At 70.5% G+C, this 21,256-nt stretch carries 1 protein-coding gene (running past one end of the window); it reads right to left on the reverse strand.

Features of this window, described 5'->3' with window-relative positions; translation table 11 throughout:
- Window positions 1-53: 53 nt before the first annotated feature.
- Window positions 54-21,256, reverse strand: partial view of a non-ribosomal peptide synthase/polyketide synthase gene (locus tag KTR9_RS14930; RefSeq protein ID WP_014927054.1) — the 3' portion only. 2,044 nt of this gene lie beyond the right edge of the window; 21,203 of the gene's 23,247 nt are visible here — the last part of the coding sequence; its start codon lies off the right edge, out of view; its stop codon occupies window positions 54-56.

Below are 21,256 nucleotides of genomic sequence, written 5' to 3' on the forward strand. Positions count from 1 at the left end.
CTTGATCCCGGTCTCCGGGACATATCGCAACGGGGTCTCGCGGAGGCGGCGTCTCAGGCGTCGCGGTCTCGTGCCTCTGCCTCCGCGATCGCGGCGTCGATCCGCGGTCCGATCTCCCGCAGCGCATCGCTGCCGACGATCCCGAGGTGATCGGCATCGACATCGACGCGGGTGACCCGTCCACGGAGGAACGGTGCCCAGCGCTCGGCCGTCATATCCGGGTCGGCTTCACCGGCGGCAGCGATGACGAGCATCGCGTCGCCGTCGTAGGCACGCGGCCGGTGGTCGACGGTGCGCTCGGCCGACGTCGCCATCCGCTGCAGCATGCGATCGAAGGCAGCGCCGTCGAGCAGGCCCAGTCCGGTGACCCGCTCGCGGATCGCCGCGGCGATCGCGGCCGGATCGTCCGCCGCGGTGACCGTGTCGATGTCGATGACGGCCCGCCACCCGCCGAGCAGGTCCGCGACCGTGGTCCGGGCGTCCGGTGTTCTCGCGTTCGCGGCGCCGGCCGGCGCGTCCTGGGTGGACACCCCGGAATGCGCCGTCTCGTCGTCGATCTCGAGGTCGTCATCGGTGGCGGGATAGCTGTCGAGGAGGGCGAGGACACCGACTTCGGCACCCTGCGAACGTAATTCGGCTGCCATCTCCTGGGCGATCAGCCCACCGATGGACCAGCCGACGAGGTGGTAGGGGCCGTCCGGGGCGATCCGCCGGATCTCGGCCACATACCGTCCGGCGAGGTCGCGGATCGACGCGTCGGCCGTGTCGCCGGCCACGACGAAGGGGTCTTGCAGACCGAAAACCGGCCGATCGTCGAGATACGGGGTCAAGCCGGCGAAGAGCCACGCCAACCCATCGGCCGGGTGAACACAGAAGACCGGCGCGCGGCTGCCCTCCGCACGTAGCGGAACGACCACCTCGCCCCGCGGGACGTCCGTGGCGCCCGGGTCCTCCTGCACGACGTACGCGGCAAGTCGCGCGCCCAGATCGCGCGGCGTGGGTCCGGCGAAGATCCAGGCGACTTCGACGGGCACACCGGTTCGACGACGCAGCAGCGACACCAACCGCACCGCCGACAGCGACGTCCCACCCGCATCGAAGAATCCCTGGCCCGAGCTCGTCACCGCCTGTCCGGTGATCTCCGTCATGGCTTCCGCGACGGTCACCTCCCAACGACCCGTCGGCGCCGTGTCCTCGGTGCCGTTCCGCACGCCACCGTCGGCGGTCATCCGTGCGGCGACCTCGCCGTGGTCGGGCCGGCCGTCGGTCCCGAGCGGAATGCTCTCGACGATGCTGATCATCGTCGGCACGCAATGGGCTGCCAGAGTCTGCGACAGTTCGCGGCGGAGCCCGGGAACATCGAGGTCGTCACGGTCGAGTACGACGCAGGCGCCCACCTCGACGCCGTCATCGGTCGGCAGACCGACAACGGCCGCCGCGGTCACGCCTGTCACCGCGGCCAACGCCTCCTCCACCACATCCAGATCCACTCGTCGCCCGTCGATCCGGGGATGGCGCGCGATCGGCCCCACGATCTCGCGTCGTGACCCCGGTGCGTCGACCCACCGCGCCCGCACGCCCGTCGGGATCAGCGCACCGTCCTCCGCGCGCTCGTACATCTCCCCCGGCACCCGCGGGGGCACCGCCCGGCCGGCGGAGTCGACGATCGCCGACACCCCATCCCCGGCACCGGACACATCGACCTCGTCGACGACGGCATCGACGTCACCGGTGACGGCATCGAGCATGTGCAGGAAGACGTCTCGGATTGCCGTCACCGTCTCGACGTCGAACAGCGCCGCGGCATAATCGATCTCGCCGACCAGCTCGACACCGGAACCGGCGCCGACGGGTCGCTCCGCGAGACCGAGGGTGAGATCGACCTTCGCCGGCGGCGGCCCAGGTTCGACAGCCACCACTTCGAGACCGTCCACGATCAACGGGTGGGAGTCCACACCGATCACCGGGCCACGACCGGGTCCCGGTACGGCCGGCCCCCCCGACGACTCGGCGACGTAGTTGAGCATGACCTGGACGAGCGGCCCGTGAGCCGTGGAACGAACCGGCGCGAGATGCTCGACCAGTGTCTCGAACGGGATGTCGGCGTGCGCGAACGCCGCGAGGTCGGTGTCGCGTACCCGACGGAGAAGGTCCCCGACCGTGTCCGCGACCCGCAGTTCGGTCCGTAGCACCACCGTGTTGACGAACATCCCGATCAGCCCTGCCGTGGCCGCGTGGCCGCGCCCCGACACGGCGGCGCCGACGCTGACATCGTCCACGTCGGCCACGCGCGCGAGTGCGGCGACGAACGCGGCGTGACAGACCATGAACGGCGTCATCCCGTGGGCCCGTGCGGTCGATGCCACTGCCGCACTGCGTCGCTCGCCGAGTTCGAGAGACAGCCGGCCGCCGGTGGGATCGGCGACCGGCGGACGCGGACGGTCACCGGGTATCTCCAGCGCGGCCGGGACGCCGGCGAGCGTCTCGGCCCAGTACGAGTACTGCACGGACATGGGCGAAGTCGGATCGTCGAGGTCCCCGAGCACGTCGCGTTGCCAGAGAGCGTGATCGGCGTACGCGATCCCCGGCACGTCGATCGTCGCGTCGTGGCGGTATCCGCCGAGCACTTCCCCGGCCAGGATCGCCAGGGACGCCGCATCGCCGGCGATGTGGTGGAGGACCAGCACCACCCGATGCGTCGGCGGCGTACCGCTCGACGCCTCCGGTGGTGACGTGGCGATCGCGACCCGCAGCGGCAACTGCGTCGACACGTCGAATCCCTCCGCGCACAACGTCATCGCCTCCTCGGCCGAGCCGGCCGAATCGAAACGCAACGCGTCCGCCGCCGTCGCCGGATCGAGGATGTGCTGTGTGGGCACCCCGTCCTCGCCCAGCGGGTAGACGGTCCGCAGTGGTTCGTGTCGGGTCATCACGGCCACGACCGCCGCACGCAGCGCACCGACATCGAGGAACCCGCGGATGTCGAAGGCGACGGGCATGTTGTACATCGGGGAGGTCACGTCGAACTGGTTGATGAACCAGAGGCGTTGCTGCGCATACGACAACGGGATACGCGGCGGACGGGGGCGCGCGACGAGCGGATGCTCGGCCACCCGACGTCGCATCATGATCCGCGCGAGCTCGCGGACCGTCGGGGTGCGGAAGAGGTCGCGGACATCGAGGTCGACACCGAGTTGCTCGCCGATCCGGGCCACGACCCGCATCGCGGCCAGCGAGTTGCCACCGAGATCGAAGAACGGCACCGTCACCGACACCTCGTCGAGCCCCAGCACCTCGGCGAAGACGAGGGCAACCGCTCGTTCGGCGGCGTCGGCAGGCGGCTCCATCCCGGTCAGCTCGCCGCCCGGTGCGGGCAGTGCTCGACGGTCGAGTTTGCCGGTCGCTGTGAGCGGGACCGAATCGAGGATCACCCACTGGGCCGGACGCATGTACTGCGGCAACGATTGTCGGAGGTGCTCACGGATCGCGTCGAGGTCGACGCTGCCGGCGAGATATCCGACCAGCGCATCGCCCGCCGGACCGCTCCGGACGGTGACGGCCGCGTGCGTCACACCGTCGGCGCGAGCCAGGACGGTCTCGATCTCGCCCAGTTCGATTCGCTGCCCGCGCAGCTTCACCTGGAAGTCCGCCCGGCCGAGATACTCGAGCGCGCCGGAGACGTTCCAGCGCACCAGGTCACCGGTCCGGTAGAGCCGCCCTCCCACCACCCCGGTGGGGTCGGCCACGAAGCGCTCGGCGGTGAGATCGGGTCGACCCGCGTACCCGCGCGCCAGCTGGTCCCCGCCGACGTACAGCTCGCCGACCACCCCGACCGGCGCCGGACGCAGCATGTCGTCGAGCACCCACGTCGTGGTGTTCGCGTTGGGCCGGCCGATCGGCACGAGCACATCACCGGGAGCGAAGCGATACGCCGTCACCTCGACTGCTGCCTCGGTCGGACCGTAGAGGTTGTCGAGGTCGGCCTGCGGTGCCAGTGCGGTCATCGCCTCCGCTACGGCGGCAGGCAGGGCCTCACCCGAGGCGTTGATCCGCCGCAGCGACGACAGTGCCTCCCGCCGCTGCGGATGGTCACCGATGTACTCGACGAACGCCGCCATCATCGACGGCACGAAGTGGACGGACGTGACCCGGTGCCGCTCGATCTCGGCGAGGACGTGGGCCGGGTCGACATGCCGACCGTCCTCGACGATGACCAGGCGGGCCCCGGCTATCAGCGCCTCGAACAGCTCGGGGACGGACACGTCGAAGGTGACCGGTGTCTTGAGCATGACCGCGTCGTCGGGACGCAGCGGAGAACGAACCGACATCCACGTCAGCCGGTTGAGTACGGCACCGTGACTGACGGTGACGCCCTTGGGCGTTCCCGTCGATCCGGACGTGAACAAGGTGTAGAGGGCGTTGCTCGGACGAGGCCGGCGCAGTTCCGGTCGTGGACCGGAGATCGCTGCCTGCGGCGCGCTTCCGTCGACCACGAGCGTCGGCGTGGACAGTGCGGAGAGCGCGGGCGGTCGGACGTCGACCGTCAGGATCATCGCGATCGACGCCGCGTCGACCATCGCCGATACCCGGTCGGTGGGTGTCGACGGGTCGATGCTGACATAGCTGCCGCCCGCCATGATGACGGCGTGGATCGCCAGGACGAGTTCGACGGAGCGCGGGATGCACACGCCCACCGCCACATCCGGCCCCACCCCGCGGGTGGTCAGGGTCTCGGCGAGCCGGGTGACCCGGTCGAGGAACTCGCGGTAGGTCACCGTCCGCTCGCCTGCCGCGAGGGCCGTCGACTCCGGTGAGCGGCGCGCGGCGGCCTCGATCGCGTCGGTGATCGTCGACCACGGCACCGGCAGGTCCGGTCCCGCCACCAGCCCGGCGATCCGCGCGCGCTCGGCCCCGTCGGTCAGGTCGATCGCGCCGACGGGAAGGTCACCTTCCCCGACGATCGCCTCGAGGATCCTGGTCAGCCGGATGATCGCGGTGCGCGCGGTCGGTTCGTCGAACAAGTCGGTGGCGTAGACGATCTCCACCGCCCACGGGCGTCCGGGACGGATCGTCACCGCCACTGTCAGGTCGAGTTGGGTGGTGCCGGTGGATGCTTCGATCGGTTCGAGGACGAGTACGTCCGACCCCACCGCGCCGGATCTGACGACCGGCACCCGCGGGGTGGTGCCGTCCCGGTCAGCGTCGGCCCGGTCAGGGTTCTCCCGGTCATGCAGGACCGACAGCATCACCTGGCTGATCGGGGCGAACGCCTCCGACCGGACCGGGGACAGGCGGTCCACCAGGTACTCGAAGGGCACGTCGGCACGCGCGAGCGCGTTGACGTCGTCGACGCGCACCCGCTCGAGAAACTCTCCGATCGGTGTCCGCGGGTCCACGTCGGTACGCAGTACCACGGTGTTGACGAACATGCCGACGAGGTCGTCGAGCTGCGCGTGCCCGCGACCGGCGACCGGTGTGCTGATCACGATGTCGCGGGTCGCCGACAGCCGCGCCAGCATGATCGACAGTGCCGCGTGGACCACCATGAACTCGGTGGCGCCGTGTGCGCGGGCCGTGGCCGCGATGCGCCCGGTCAGCTCAACCGGGATGTCCGCGGTCACGCGGCCCCCGCGCTGCGACGCCACCGGCGGTCGCGGCCGGTCCGTCGGCAGCGGGAGCAGGTCGGGAACTCCGGCGAGTCGGTTCGTCCAGTAGCTGACCTGGCGACCCAGAACGGACTCCGCCGAGTCGATGTCGCCGAGCGTGTCCCGTTGCCACAGAGCGTGATCGGCGAACTGGATCAGTGGTGCCGCGGCGATGGTGTTCGGCCCGCTCGCTCCGCTCCCGGCGTCGTCGATGGTATTCGGCCCGCTCGCTCCGCTCCCGGCGCCGTTGATGGTATTCGGCCCGCTCGCTCCGCTCCCGGCGCCGGGTTCCGGCGCCCGTCCTTCGGCGCGTGCCAGATACGCACTCCACAGGTCGGCGACGAGCGGGCGCATCGACTCGCCGTCGGCGGCGATGTGATGCAGCACGACGACCAGGATGTGCTCGTCGGGTTGCATCCCATCGCGGCCGACCGCCACGAGTCGGACCCGCAGCGGGAGTTCGGTGGTGACGTCGAAGGTCACGTCCCCGACGAGCGCGGTCGGATCGGCGAGATCCGGTGACACCGCGACGGTCTCCCACCGCAGGCGGGCACGGGCCTCGTCGACCGGCAGGATGTGCTGGCGGGGCTCGCCACCCTGCGCCGGGAAGATCGTTCGCAGGACCTCGTGGCGGGCGATCAGGTCGATTACGGCGTCGCGCAGGGCGTCCCGATCGAGTCGGCCGCGAAGACGGGCGAGCAGCGGGATGGTGTAGGCACCCGATCCCGGGTCGAGCCGGTTGAGGAACCAGATGCGCTGCTGCGCATACGACAACGGGATGAATGCCGGCCGCGGATCGGCCCGGCGCAACGGCGGCGGGCGCGATGCGTCGTCGTAGGCGGCGTCGATGCGACGCGCCAGCCGACGGACCGTGGGCGCCTCGAAGATGTCGCGCACACCCACGCGGACCCCGAAGGCGTCGCCGGCGCGGGCACTGACGCGGGTGGCCGACAACGAGTTGCCGCCGATGGCGAAGAAATCCGCGGTCACCGAAACCCCGGTGCCGGACGAGCCGTCCGACGCCGTCTCGTCGACGCCGAGGACGTCACCGACGATGGCGGCGAGTACCCGCTCGGTGTGGGTCGAGGGCGGAACGCGCTCGGCGTCGGCACTCGTCGGCTCGATGGCCGGGAGGCGCGCACGGTCGATCTTCCCGATCGGGCTGCGCGGCATGGTGTCGAGGACCGCGAGCGCGGCCGGGATCATGTGCGGCGGGAGGTGGGCCGCCAGATGCTCCCGGAGCGCGGCGGTCATCTGTCGCGCCTGGTCCGGTCCGCCCCCGGGATCGACCGGTTCGACATAGCCGGCCAGCGAGGCCACCGGGTTCCCGACGCCGACGACCGCGGCCGTCCGCACCTCCGGGTGAGCGCTCAGGACCGACTCGATCTCACCGAGTTCGAGCCTCTGGCCGCGCAGTTTGACCTGGAAGTCGGACCGGCCGACGTACGTCAGTGCGCCGTCACGGGACCGGCGCACGAGATCTCCGGTCCGGTACATCCGCGTCCCCGGCTCACCGAACGGCGCGGCGACGAAGCGCTCGGCCGTCATCGCCGGCCTTGCGTTATAGCCGCGCGCGAGTTCGGGTCCGGCGAGGTACAGCTCCCCGACGACCTCCGGCGGTACCGGGTGCAGCCACTCGTCCAGGACGACCGCGCTCGCACCGGGGACCGGGCTGCCGAGATGGACCGGCTCGTCGGTCCCGATCGGGGGCGAGGTGACGCTGATGATCGTGGTCTCGGTCGGTCCGTAGCCGTTGTGGAACCCCACGTGCGGGGCCCACCGGTTCTTCTCGGTGTCGGGGACGGCCTCGCCGCCGACGAGTACGTCGGTCATGGGCAGACGGGCGGGGTCCGGCAATGACGCCGCCACCGAGGTCACCAGGAAGGCATGGGTGGCATTGTTCGCCGTGATGAAATCGGCGAGGTCACGACCGCCGACGACGTCGGGAGGTACGACGACGAGCGTTGCGGCGCTGCCATAGGTTCCGAGAACCTCGAGAATGGCGGCATCGAAGGCCGGCGAGCTGATACCCAGCCAGCGCGCCTCGGGCCCGGACCGGTGCCGGTCGCGCAGCACCGCGGCGACGCCCGCGAGTCCTCGGTGCGTCACCAGCACTCCCTTGGGAGTTCCGGTCGACCCGGAGGTGAAGATCATGTAGGCGCCGGAATCGGCGGTCATCGGTCGGAGGGGACGAGGGGGGTCGACGACCGGTCGCCGTCGCAGGTCGCGGACGAGGTCCGGGGTGAGCAGCAACGGCGCCGACGACGTCGCGGCCACGTCGGCGGTGAGTCCCTCCACGGTCCCATCGGTGAGGATCAGCGCGGCGTCCGCGGCGGCGAGGACGCGAGCGATGCGTTCCGCCGGATACCGGGGATCGATCGGGCAATACACCGCACCGGTCTTGGCCACGGCCCACAACGCGAGTTGCGCGGTCGCCGACCGCGGAAACGCGCACGCCACCACGTCCTCCGGGCCGATGCCGCGCTCGACCAGGTCATACGCGAGATGCGAACTCGCCGTGTCGAGTTCGGCGTAGCTCCAGATCTCCTCGCCATCGACGACGGCCGGGTGGGCCGGACGCGTCCGCGTCGCGCCGATGAGCAGGTCGGCGAGGAGCGTCGGATCGGGATCGGGAATGCCGGACACGAGGGGGACCATCTCCTCGTCCCCGGTCAGCACGTTGAGGTCACCGACCGGGCACGTGCCGTCGCCGACCGCGGCCGCCAGCACGCCGACGAAGCGATCGACGAGCCGGCGGGCGTCGGATTCGTCGTAGAGGTCCGTCGCGTAGGTGAGTGAACCGCGCCAGGGAGCCCCCTGCGCCGGGTCGGTGAGGACACCCAGGGTGAGGTCCAGTTTCGCCGAATTGTCCTCGACCGAAACGGGTTCGATCTCGAGTCCGGCGAATCGACCGTCGGGTGTGACGGGAACGGCGAGTTCGGAGGTGGTGAGCAGAACCTGGACCAGCGGTGCGTGAGACGCAGCGCGGACCACGCCGAGTTCGTCGACGACGTCGTCGAACGGCACGTCGGCATGATCGAGGGCGTCGAGATCGACCTCGCGCACCACCCGCAGAAGGTCGGCGAATGCCTGTGCGGGCACGATCGGGGTCCGCAACGCAACGGTGTTGACGAACATGCCGATCAGGTCGTCGGTGTCGCCGTCCCGGCCCGCCGCGGCGGTCCCGATGACGACGTCCCGGGTCCCCGCCAGCCGGCCCAGTACCGCGGCCAGTGCCGCGTGCAGCACCATGAATGCGGACGCGTCGCAGTGCCGTGCGAGTGCGTCCACGCCTTGCGCAACTCGTCCCGGGATGACGAACTCGACCGCGGCACCTCGCATGGTCGGCGTGGCCGGACGAGGATATGTGGTGGGCACATCGAGAAGAACCGGCGCACCGGTGAGCTGCCGGACCCACCACTGCCGGTGCTCGTCCTGCTCGTCCACGCGCCCGGCCGTGCGCACGACGTGATCGGCGTACTGGATCGGCAGCGGCAACCAGTCCGGGGTCCGGCCGTCGCGTCGCGCCTCGTAAGCGATGAGCAGGTCGCGTGACAGCGCTCGACCCGACTCGCCGTCGGCCGCGATGTGGTGGATGCTGATGACCAGCAGCGCACCCGTTCCGGGCTCGACATGTGCTCGGGCACGCACGGGCAGGTCGCGCGTCAGATCGTACGGTTCGGCGGCCACGGCGAGTGCTTCGGATTCAGAATCCACAGTTGCCCAGTCGAATCCGTCCCGGTCTGATGCAGACGACCCCGCATCGACCTCGTGGATCAGCTGTTCCGGGCGCCCGTCGCGGCCGATCGGGTAGGTGGTCCGCAGGATCTCGTGGCGTGCGACCACGTCGGCGAGTGCACGACGTAGGTGCTCGACGTCGACCTGGCCGCGAATGCGGAAGGCGAACGGGATGATGTACGACGCGACTTCCGGCTCGTACTGATTGATGAACCACATCCGGCGTTGCGCACTCGACAGGGGCAGCACGGACGGACGCGGTGAGTCGGACGGACGGGACACCGACGGGCGGCGCAGACCCGGTGTCGCAGTACCGGAGCCGGGAGCGTCGACTCGGCGCGCGAGGTCGCGAACCGTCGGGGCGTCGAAGACGTCCCGGACCCGCACCGTGACGCCGAGCATCCGGGAGACGCGTGCCGCCAGCCGAGTGGCGGCCAGCGAGTTGCCGCCGAGGTCGAAGAAGGTGTCGGTCACCGAGATCGACTCCGAGCCCGACAGTCCGAGCACGTCGGCGAAGACACCGGCAATCGCCACTTCGGTGTCGGTGTCGGGTTCGACCCGCGCGTCGGAGACGACGTCCGGGGCGGGCAGCGCCTTGCGGTCGACCTTGCCCGCGGTGTTCAACGGCAACGTATCCAGCACGACGACGGTGTCGGGCACCATGTACGACGCGAGTCGCCGGGCCGCATGCTCGCGTACCCCGGGAACCGCGGACTCGTCCGGACCAGCGATGTAGGCGACCAGCCGGTCGTCGCGCACCACGACCGCCGCGGCGACGACGTCGTCGGCACCTGCGAGGACGGTTTCGATCTCCCCCAACTCGATCCGCTGCCCCCGCAACTTCACCTGAAAATCAACACGACCCACATACTCCAACTCCCCCACACCACTCCACCGCACCCGATCACCCGTCCGATACAACCGCACACCCACCCCACCAAACGGATCCGCCACAAACCGCTCCGCAGTCAACCCCGCCCGCGACGCATACCCCCGCGCCACCTGCACACCACCCAGATACAACTCACCCACCACACCCACCGGCACCGGCCGCAACCGCGAATCCAACACCCACACCGACACATTCGGCACCGCCCGACCAATCGGCACCACCACCTCACCACCCGAGACCACATACGACGTCACATCCACCGCAGCCTCAGTCGGCCCATACAAATTCACCACCCGCACCGACGGCACCAACCCCCGCAACCCCTCCACCGCACCCACACCCAACGCCTCACCCGAACAAAACACCTGACGCAACGACCCCAACCCCACCGAACCCTGCTGCTGCGCCGACTCCCCCAACGCCTCCACAAACACCGACAACATCGACGGCACAAAATGACACACCGACACACCACACCGCTCCACCACCGACGCCACATACCACGGATCCCGATGACCACCAGGCTCAGCCACCACCACCGAAGCACCAACCATCAACGGCCAAAACAACTCCCACACCGACACATCAAACGACACCGGCGTCTTCCACAACACCACATCCCGCTGCTCCAACCCGAACAACGACTGCATCCACCCCAACCGATTCACCACCGCAGCCTGCGACACCGTCACACCCTTCGGCCGCCCCGTCGACCCAGACGTGAACAACGTGTACACACCCGCACCACCAGGCACCTCCCCCACACCCGACACCACCCCACCCAACAACCCAGCCCCCACCACACCCGACACCCCACCAACCACCACACCATCAACCGAAAGACCCACCCCCTCACCACAATCCACCACCACACGCCGCACACCCGACACCCCACCAACACCACCAGAAGCCACATCACCCGCCCGCACCACCACCACACCCACACCAGCCGTCGACAACATGAACCCCACCCGCTCCGCAGGCGCATCCACCTCCACCGGCACATACCGACCACCCACAGCCACCACCGCATGCACCGCCACCAACAACTCCAACGACCGCGACATCACCACACCCACAGCCGAATCCACACCCACACCCAACCCCGACAACTCCCGCGCCACACCCCCCACCAACCCACCGAACTCCCCATACGACACCACCCGCTCACCCACCCGCACCGCCACCGCACCCACCGACAACCCCACCCGCTCAGCAACCACCGACCCCACCGAACGACCCGACCACCCCAACCCCACCCCAACACCACGCGACCAACCCTCGACCGTCGAACGCATGGCGGCCGGCATCGGATCGAGCGCGGCGGTCGGCAGCGCCGGATCATCGGTCACCGCGTCCAGGACATCCGTCAGCGTGGCCGCGATCACCTCGGCGATCCCGTCACCGACGACGGCCAGATCGGCCTTGACCGTGAGACAGAGGTCGTCCCCCTCCGGCGCGGCGATGAGTGCCAACGGATAATGCGTGGCATCAGTCGTGCTCACGTCGCGGATCTCCAGACCCGAGGTCCGCGACCCCTCCACCACCGTGTCCACGTCCACGGGATACGACTCGAAGACCACGAGGGTGTCGAAGAGCCGCGAGTGTCCGGTGACCGCGGTGATGTCCCCGAGCCCGACGAACTGGTGGTCCAGCATCCGCGCCCGGGCGCGGTGCAGTTCACCGATGAGCCCGGCCAGCGTCTGACGCGGGTCGACGTCGGCGACCACCGGCACCGTGTTGATGAACAGGCCGATCATGCTGTCGGCACCGTCGAGGTCGGCGGGCCGCCCCGACACCGTCTCACCGAAGACGACTCGCTCCTCGCCGGTGAAGCGGGACAGCACGATCGACCACGCCGCGTGCAGCACCGTGCTCGTCGTCGTGCCCAGCCGGCGCACCGTCCGTTCCAGTGCCGTCCGCCGGTCCGCCGTGACCCGGACGGTCACCTCGTGGCGGCGGGGTTCGCGATCACCGCGGGGGTGCACCTGTGGACAGACCAGCGTCGGGCCGACGTCGGCGAGATGCTCGCGCCACGCGTCCAGCGCGGTCGTCCGGTCGCGACTCTCGAGCCATGCGAGGTAGGACTCGAAGTCGCGGGCGGGGGTGATCGCGGGCCGGCCGAGATGTGCCGCGAGCAGGTCGGCGACGAGGACCGGACCCGACCAGCCGTCCAGGATGATGTGGTGGGCCGTGATCACCAGCGTGAGAGCCGGGCCGGTCACCGTGTCGTGGGACACCGCCGAGAACCGGAGCAACGGCGGGGTGTCCAGTGCGAACGGGCGGCGCAGGTCCTCGGCGGCGATCTCCGCGATCCGCGCCGCAGCGTCGGCCACGCTCACATCGGTCAGATCGGCGCCGCGGAAGTCCGGTTCGGTGACCGCGGGATGGTCGGTCGGCGGCACGACCACCACCAACCGGCCGGACGGCGTCCGGGTGAACCCGGAACGCAGGACGCGTTGCCGGACAAGCAGTTCGCGGATCGCCGGCAGAATCGTGTCGACGGGATGATTGCCGTCGAACTCGATGATCGACTGCGTCACATAGGGGTCGGAGCCCACGAGTCGCTCCGCCTCGTAGAACAGCCCGTGCTGCAGCGGGGTCGGGGGCCAGATCGCGTACGGGTCGCGCGTACGTGGTGTCGCCGACCGCGCGGCGAGCACGTGGTCGATCTCCGCCTGATCGAGTCCGCCGATCACGTCGGTCTCACTGGGCCCCGGATCGCCCACGGCGTCCACATACGCCGCGAGCGACGACAGGGCCGTCGCCCATCGATCCGCGATGCCGGCCAGTGCCGACTCGTCGAGCAGACCTTCGGGCGCGGTGAGGTCCACCCGCAACTCGCGACCGTGTGCGGTCGCCGCCGCTGCGACCGTCACGGTGAGCGCGGCCAGCGCCGACATCTCGCCCCGCACCGACGGCGGAAGAGACGGCGCGTCGGGGACCGGAACGAATTCCGTTGCGGTCGTCTGGGTTTCATCGAGGTTCGCACGATTATTCGGCCCGCTCGCTTCGCTCCCGGCGCCATGACCCAGAAGGCCCAGGTAGTTCACCGTGATCGGTGGGAGGGGCCGCGCCCGAAGCGGCGAGTCGGGACGTGACCAGCGCAGCGGTCCGAACGCGATGCCGTTGTCCGGCATGCGGGCCTGTGTGTCCTTGAGCGCCTTCACCATCGTTGCCAGACGACGTCCCGGAGTGACGTCCTCGGCGTTCCCGACCGGGCCGGGCACACCTCCGGTCCACGCTGTCCCCGGGACATCGACACTCACCGGGACGAAGGAGGTGAACCACCCGACCGTCTCCGTCAGGTCGGCACCGGGTGCGATGCCCTCTTCGCGGCCGTGGTTCTCGATCATCATCGACACCGGACCCGACGCCGACTCCGGACCCCGGACCGCGAGCGCGACGGCGGCCGCCAGCACCGTGTCCGGGCGCGCGCGGAACGACTCGGTGACCGTGCCCAGCACCCGCTCGGCGAGAACGGGCTCGACGGTACGGGTCACCGAGACCGTGGTGGCCAGGCGGTCCCGGACGCGGTCGACAGTCCACTCCGGCGGCGACGCGAGGGGCAACTGTGCTGACCACCAGTCGATCTCCGCGGCCCGGTCGACGAGTTCGGCCAGCACGCCCGACCAGCGCCGGAACGAGGTACCCGATGCGGTGAGGGCCGGCGACTCCCCGTTGCGGTACTGCCACCACGCGCGGCCCAGACCCGTCACGATGGTCGGCCACGACACGGCGTCGACGCCGAGATGGTGGGCCGCGACGACCAGTCGGCCGGTGCCGTCGGCGAAGCGGACACCGACTGCGGCGAGCAGGCGCCCGTCGGCGGGCGACAACGTTCCGAGAGCTCGCGCGTGGGCCGCCCGGACGGAGTCGTCCACCGCGGGTGCCGAGGTCGCCGTCCCGGGGATGTCGGAACGGTCGATGATCTCCACCGCGACGTCCCCCGGGTCGCCGCCGCCTGCCAGGACGCTCGGCGCACCACCGGCATCGATCCGCAACGACGCGGTGAGCATCGGGTGGGCCGCGGCGACGGCGGTCACCACCGCCCGCACCGCCGCATCGTCGGCCTCGGCGGGGAGTGTGAGCACAGTGCTCTGCGAGAAGTCCGCGAGCTCGTCCGGTTCGTCGGCCAGTTCGAGCATCCACCCCAGACCTGGGGTCATTCCGACCGGACCGACTGCGCCGCCGGGCAATTCGTCGAGCCCGGCGATCGACTCCGTCCGTGCGACGCGCGCGAGATCACGGATCGTCGACGCCGCGAACACATCGCGTGGTGTGAGGTGCAGTCCCGCGGCGCGCAGCACCGACGTGAGCCGGATGGATGCGATCGAGTCCCCGCCGAGTTCGAAGAACGAACGGGTCATCGGTATGTCCTCGAGCCCCAGCACCGAGGCGACGATCGCGGCAACCGTCTGCTCCGACTCACCGACGGGAGCGGCATCGGAGTCCTCGGCTGCCGACAACGGGTCGAATCGCGGCGCGGGCAGCGCCTTGCGGTCCAACTTGCCGGTACTGCCCAGCGGCGCCTCGGTCAGCGGGACCCACAGAGTCGGCCGCATGTATGCCGGCAGCGACGCGGTCACCGCCTCCCGTGCGCGCGCGACGGAGTCGGCCCCACCCGTTCCGCTGGTGTCCGGTCCGATGAGGTAGCCCACCAGATGATCCGACCCACCCGGGGCGCTCGCGACGGTGACCACGGCCTGCCGGACGCCGTCGACCTCGGCGAGGACCGCCTCGATCTCGCCGAGCTCGATCCGCTGACCGCGTAGTTTGACCTGGAAGTCGCTGCGCCCGAGATACTCCAGGTCTCCGACGCGGTTGCGTCGGACGAGGTCGCCGGTGCGGTAGAGCCGGGCACCGCCGCCCGCGGGATCGGCGACGAAGCGTTCGGCGGTGAGATCGGTGCGGTCGGCATACCCGCGCGCGAGCTGGACACCTCCCAGATACAACTCGCCGGTCACGCCGGCGGGCACCGGACGCAGCCGTCGGTCGAGGACGAACGTCTGGGTGTTCCACACCGGTCGCCCGATCGGCACCATGTCGGCGTCGAGGTTCGGGGTCGCCGCGGTGACCTCGACGGCGGTTTCGGTGGGACCGAACAGGTTCGTGACGCGAACATGTGGGAGCACCGCGCGCGCCGCACGCAGGGTCGCCGGCGGCAACGCCTCACCGGAACAGTAGAGGTGGCGAAGGCTCGGCAGGAGTGGGTGCGCGGCGTCCCGGATCTCATCGACGAAGACCGCGAGCAGTGACGGGACGAAGTGGACCGTGGTGATCTGTTCGGCGTCGATGAGACGGGCCATCGAGCGCGGATCGAGATGTGCGTCGTCGGGCGCGACGACCAGCCGGGCGCCGGTCAGCTGCGGGGTCAGCAGTTCGGGAACCGACACGTCGAAGGTGACGGGCGTCTTCAGCAGGATCGAGTCGTCCGGCCCGATCCCGAATTCGTCCACGCCCCACCGCAACCGGTTCACAACTGCGCGGTGGCTCACCGTGACGCCCTTCGGCCGGCCGGTCGAGCCCGAGGTGAAGATGGTGTAGGCCGCGTGCTCGGGTCGTAGCGTCGACCGGCGTTCGGCGTCGGCGACCGGGGCCGTGTCGAGGTCGACGGGGCTTCCGGCGTCCACCACGACGGTGCGGTCGACCACGTGTGCCGCCGGCGCCCGGTCGTCGCAGACCAGCGCGATCGTCGCGTGCGACGTGTCGACCATGTACCGGGTGCGGTCGGTCGGGGCGTCGGGTGCCACCGGCATGTACTGTCCGCCTGCGGCGAGGACCGCGTGGATCGCGACGACCAGTTCGACCGACCGTGGCATGCACACCGCGACGCAGTCCTCGGGGCCGATCCCCAGATCGATGAGATCCCGCGCGAGCGTGGCCACCCGCGCGCCGAACTCGCGGTGGGTGAGCGTGCGCTCGCCACAGCGCACCGCGACCGCCTCCGGAGTTCGGACGTGGTCGGCGGCCGCGATCGCGCCCGGCACCGTGAGGTCTGCCAACCGCACCACTCGGCCGACCGAGAGTTGTTGTTGGGCGGCCGCTTCGGCCGTCGTGAGAATCGGGATGTCGGCGACCGGGAGATCGGTGTCGGCGGCGAGTGCGGTGAGTGCCGAGGACAACGCCGAGGAGATCATCTCCGCGGTCGCCTGGTCGAACAGCGCGGTGGCATAGGTGATCGAGCCGGCCAGCCCGCCGTCGGCGGTCTCGCGGAAGCCGATGGAGAGGTCGAACTTGGCCGCGGTGTCCTCGAGTTCGACGAATTCGGCGTCGAGACCGTCGAGTGCGCCGAGCGACGGTTCGCCGGTCGTGGCGTGCACGAGCAGGACCTGCGCGAGCGGCTCCACGTTCTCGATGCGTCGCGGGTTCGCCGCGTCGATCACGCGCTCGAACGGGACGTCGGCGTTGTCGAACGCCGCGAGGTCGGCGTTCTTGACACGCTCGAGCAGTGCGCCGACGGTGAGATGCGGCTCGACGTCGACCGACAGGACGACGGTGTTGACGAACATGCCGATGAGCTGGTCGATCTCCTGGCGGCCGCGGCCGGCGACGGGTGTGGCCACCGCGATCCGGGCGGTCGACGTCAGACGCGCGAGCACTGCGGCGGTGGCCGTGTGCGCGACCATGAACAGGGTGGCGCGGCGCGCCGCGGCGCGCCGGCGCAGTCGCGCGACGGCCGCCGACGGCAACGTCCACCGCACCGTGGCCGCCCGTCCGTCGGATACGGCGGGGCGGGGACGGTCGGTCGGCAGCGGGATGACGTCGGGTAGGCCGGTCAGCCGCTCACCCCAGAACCGCAGCTGTCGTGCCATCAGGGATTCGGGGTCCGCGGCGTCGCCGAGCCGACGTCGTTGCCACACGGCGTAATCCGCGTACTGGAACGGCAGGGCGGGCCAGTCCGGCGCCCGGCCCGATCGCCGGGACCGATAGGCCCGGGCGATCTCCGTCGCGAGCACCGGCGCCGACTCGCCGTCGGCGGCGATGTGGTGCAGCACGATGACCAGTACGTGTTCGGTCGCCGACACGGACACGATGCGAGCGCGCACCGGCAGGTCGGTCGTCACATCGAACGTGGCGGCCACCAGTTCGTGGATCTCCTGGTGGACGACCTCGTCGGAGGATGCGACGGCCCGGGGGGTGATCTCGGTGTGGCCGACCGTGATCCGCTCCGCCCAGTCGGTGGGTACGTGCGTCACGGGTTCGACACCGCCCGAGATGGCTCCGGCGGCGACCGCATCGTCGGATGCCACCGTCGGGTAGATCGTGCGCAGCACCTCGTGCCGGTCGACTACGTCGAGGATCGTCGAGCGCATCGCGGGCACGTCGAGGTCGCCGCGCACGCGGACCACGATCGGGATCACGTAGGCGGTCGAGTCCGGATCGAACTGGTTGAGGAACCACATCCGGCGCTGCGCGTACGACAGGGGCACCGGGTCGGGCCTGCGGACCGCCTCGAGTGCCGGCAGGTCGCCGCCGCGGCCGTGTGTGCCGGCGTCGACGGCAGCGGCCAGCGCGCGCACGGTCGGGGTCTCGAACAGCGCGCGCACCGGGATCTCCACGCCGAGAGCGACACCCAGGCGTGCCACGACCCGGGTCGCCGACAGCGACGTGCCTCCGAGTGCGAAGAAGGACGCCTCGGCCGACACCTCTTCCGCGGGGTCGAGTCCCAGCACCTGGGCGTAGACGGCCGCGACCGTCTGCTCGGTCTCCGTCTCCGGCGGGACGTGGACGTCGCCGCCGAAACGCGGCGTGGGCAGCGCCCCGGTGTCGAGCTTTCCGGTGGCCGTCAGCGGGATCTCGCCGATCGGCACGATGACGGCGGGCATCATGTGGGCGGGTAGTCGACGGGCCGCGTGGGCAGCCACGTCGTCGGTGTCGGGTGCCACACCGGCGACGCCGTGCACCCAGGACACCAGGACCGTCTCGCCCGATGTCGGGTGCTCGATGCCGGCGGTCGTCGAGAAGTCCACCGCGTGATGCTCCCCGAGGACGGCGTCGATCTCGCCGAGCTCGATCCGGAACCCACGGATCTTGACCTGGAAGTCGTTGCGGCCCAAGAAGTCCAGTGACCACCGACCGTTCCGTCGGCGCCACCGGACGATGTCCCCGGTGCGGTACATGCGCTCCCCCGGCGCGCCGGACGCGGTGGTCGGGAACGGGGCGGCGACGAACCGTTCGGCGGTCAGCGCCGCTTGGCCGACGTAGCCGGCCGCGAGCGCGGGACCGGCCAGATACAGCTCGCCGGCCACGCCGGCCGGGACGGGATGAAGTCGCTGGTCGAGCACCGCGGCGGTGATCCCGGCGATCGGACCGCCGATGGTGACCGCCGAATCCGGACGCATCGGCCCCGACGAGGTGGCCCAGATGGTGGCCTCGGTGGGGCCATAGAGGTTTCGCATCGAGCGTCCGGGTGACCAGGTCCGGACCAGTTCCGGCGAACAGACGTCACCGGCGACGGAGATGACCTCGAGATCGGGGAATCCCGCCGCGCGCGTGCCCGATCCCGGATCGTCGGATCCCGGCTCGGAGAGCCCATCCGACACCGGTTCGGAGAGCGCATCGGACACGGTGGCCAGTGCGGTCGGGGTGATCGTCGCGTGCGTGACGCGTTCCCGGCGCAGGGTCGCCGCGAGCTCGACGCCGCCGGTCACCCCGTCCGGTACCACCACCATCGTCGACGCGGCTGCCACCGCGACCAGTGTCTCGAAGACAGCGGCGTCGAAACCCGGTGCGGCGAAGCGGAGTACGCGGGCCGCGGGCGTGAGGTCGAATCTGACGCGGGCGTCGGCGACCAGGTCGGCCAGCCCACGGTGCGTGACCTCGACCCCTTTCGGCCGTCCCGTCGACCCGGAGGTGAAGATGACGTAGGCGATCTCATCGGTTCGCGGGTGTCGGGCGGCCGTCTCGACGCCGGTCTCGCCGCTCCCGGTCACGTCGTCACAAGTGTGGTGGTCGGCGACGACCCACTCCACTGCGGGCGACGACGGCTCCAGTCCGGCGACCAGAGCGGTCGAGGTGACCCCGAGACGTGCGTCGACGGTGTCCAGCATGTGTCGCAGACGCTCGCCCGGCAGGGCGGGGTCGACGGGGGCCACGGCAGCGCCCGTGCGTGCGACGGCCCAGAACCCCACCGTGCCCTCGAGCGATCTCGGGATGGCCAAGGCGATGACGGACCCCGGCCCGGCACCGCGGGCACCGAGCACACCGGCCAGCCGTCGGGTCCGGACGTCGAGCTCGGCGTAGGTCAGATGCCGCCCGTTCTCGGTGACCGCGATGCCGTCGGGGTTGGCGGAGATCGCCGCGTCCAGCAGGTCGGCCAAGGTCGTCCTCGACGACGCGATTCCCGGGGACGCGACCACCGAGCCCGAGTCGTCGTCGCCGGTGGGCAGGTCGCCGACCGGTGTATGTGGGTCGCCCGCGACCGCTCGCGCGATGGCGACCATTCGACGAAGGAACGCGTCCACGGTGTCGGCGTCGAACAACGCGGCGGCGTAGGTCACGATCACGCGGGTGTCGGCGTCGGCGGGGCGGCCCGGCTCATCGAGGACGGTGACCTGCAGGTCGACCTTGGCCGTGGTGACCGGGGCCTCGATCTCGGCGACGACGAGACCTGGCAACTCGACCTCGGGTCGCGAGGCGTTCTGGAACGCGAGAGCAACCTGGACAAGGGGTGGATGTGCGGTGTTGCGTCCTGCGACGACCTCGTCGACCACGGTCTCGAACGGGAGATCGGCGTGATCGAGTGCGGCCACGTCGATGTCGCGGATGTCGTCCAGGAGATCGACGAAAGCGGCGTCGCGACGCACCCGGCTTCGCAACGCCAGCGTGTTGACGAACATCCCGATCAGTGCGTCCAGATCGCGCTCGCCCCGCCCGGCCACCGGAGTCCCGATGACCACGTCGTCGTCCGCGCCGGACCTGACTAGAGTGACCGCGAGCAGTGCGTGGACGACCATGAACATCGTCGCCCCGTGTCGTCCGGCGAGCTCTCGCAACGCGTTCCAGGTGGCCGCGTCGAACACCGAGGACAGTTCGGCCCCGGTGTCGTCGCGGACCGGGGCACGCGGTCGGTCCACCGGGAGTTCGACGAGTTCCGGTGCACCCGCGAGGCGGGTCCGCCAATAGTCGAGCTGGCGTGCGGCGAGGGACGTGGGATCGGCGGCGTCCCCGAGCTTGTCGTGCTGCCACACCGCGTAGTCGACGTAGTGGACCGGCAGCGGTGCCCAGCCGGGTTCCCGGCCGGCCTGACGCGCTTCGTAGGCGGTCATGAAGTCGGTGACCATCGGCGCGACCGAACCGCCGTCGCTGATGATGTGGTGCACCACCAGGACCAGGATCACGTCGTCGTCGGCGACGCGGAGCAGACGCGCCCGGACCGGCGCGGCGGCCTCGAGATCGAAACCACGAGTGGTGATCTCGGCGATGGTGGCCGAGACGTCGGCCTCGTCCGCGTCGCGCATGTCGATCGGGGGCGCCACCCGAACGTCGTGCCGGGGGTCGCCGACCGGGGCGATCACCTGTTCGGGAACACCGTCCACCGACACGAATCGCGTGCGCAGGACCTCGTGGCGCGCAAGCAGATCCGCGAGTGCGGCAGCGACGACCGCCGGGTCCGGGGCCCGGTGACCGCCGTCGCGACTCGGCGTCGGCGCGGCGCTCAGGCGGAGGACCGCCGGGATCAGATAGCCGGCGCCGCCCGGGTCGAGCGTCTCCAGGAACCAGATGCGACGCTGCGCGGGCGACAACGGCAGCACGCCGTCGCGGTCGACCCGGCGCAGGGGCACATGCCGCGCGGGGACGCCCGTCCGATCGGGGTCCCCGCCGTCCTGCCCGTCGATGATCGATGCCAGACCTCGAACGGTGGGGTCGGCGAACACGGCACGCGCGGAGACGGTGGTGTCGAATCGCTCGGCTGCCCGGGCAGCCACCCTCGTCACGGTGAGCGAGTTGCCGCCGAGATCGAACAGCGACGTGGTGA

The organism is Gordonia sp. KTR9 (assembly GCF_000143885.2).
Classification (GTDB): domain Bacteria; phylum Actinomycetota; class Actinomycetes; order Mycobacteriales; family Mycobacteriaceae; genus Gordonia.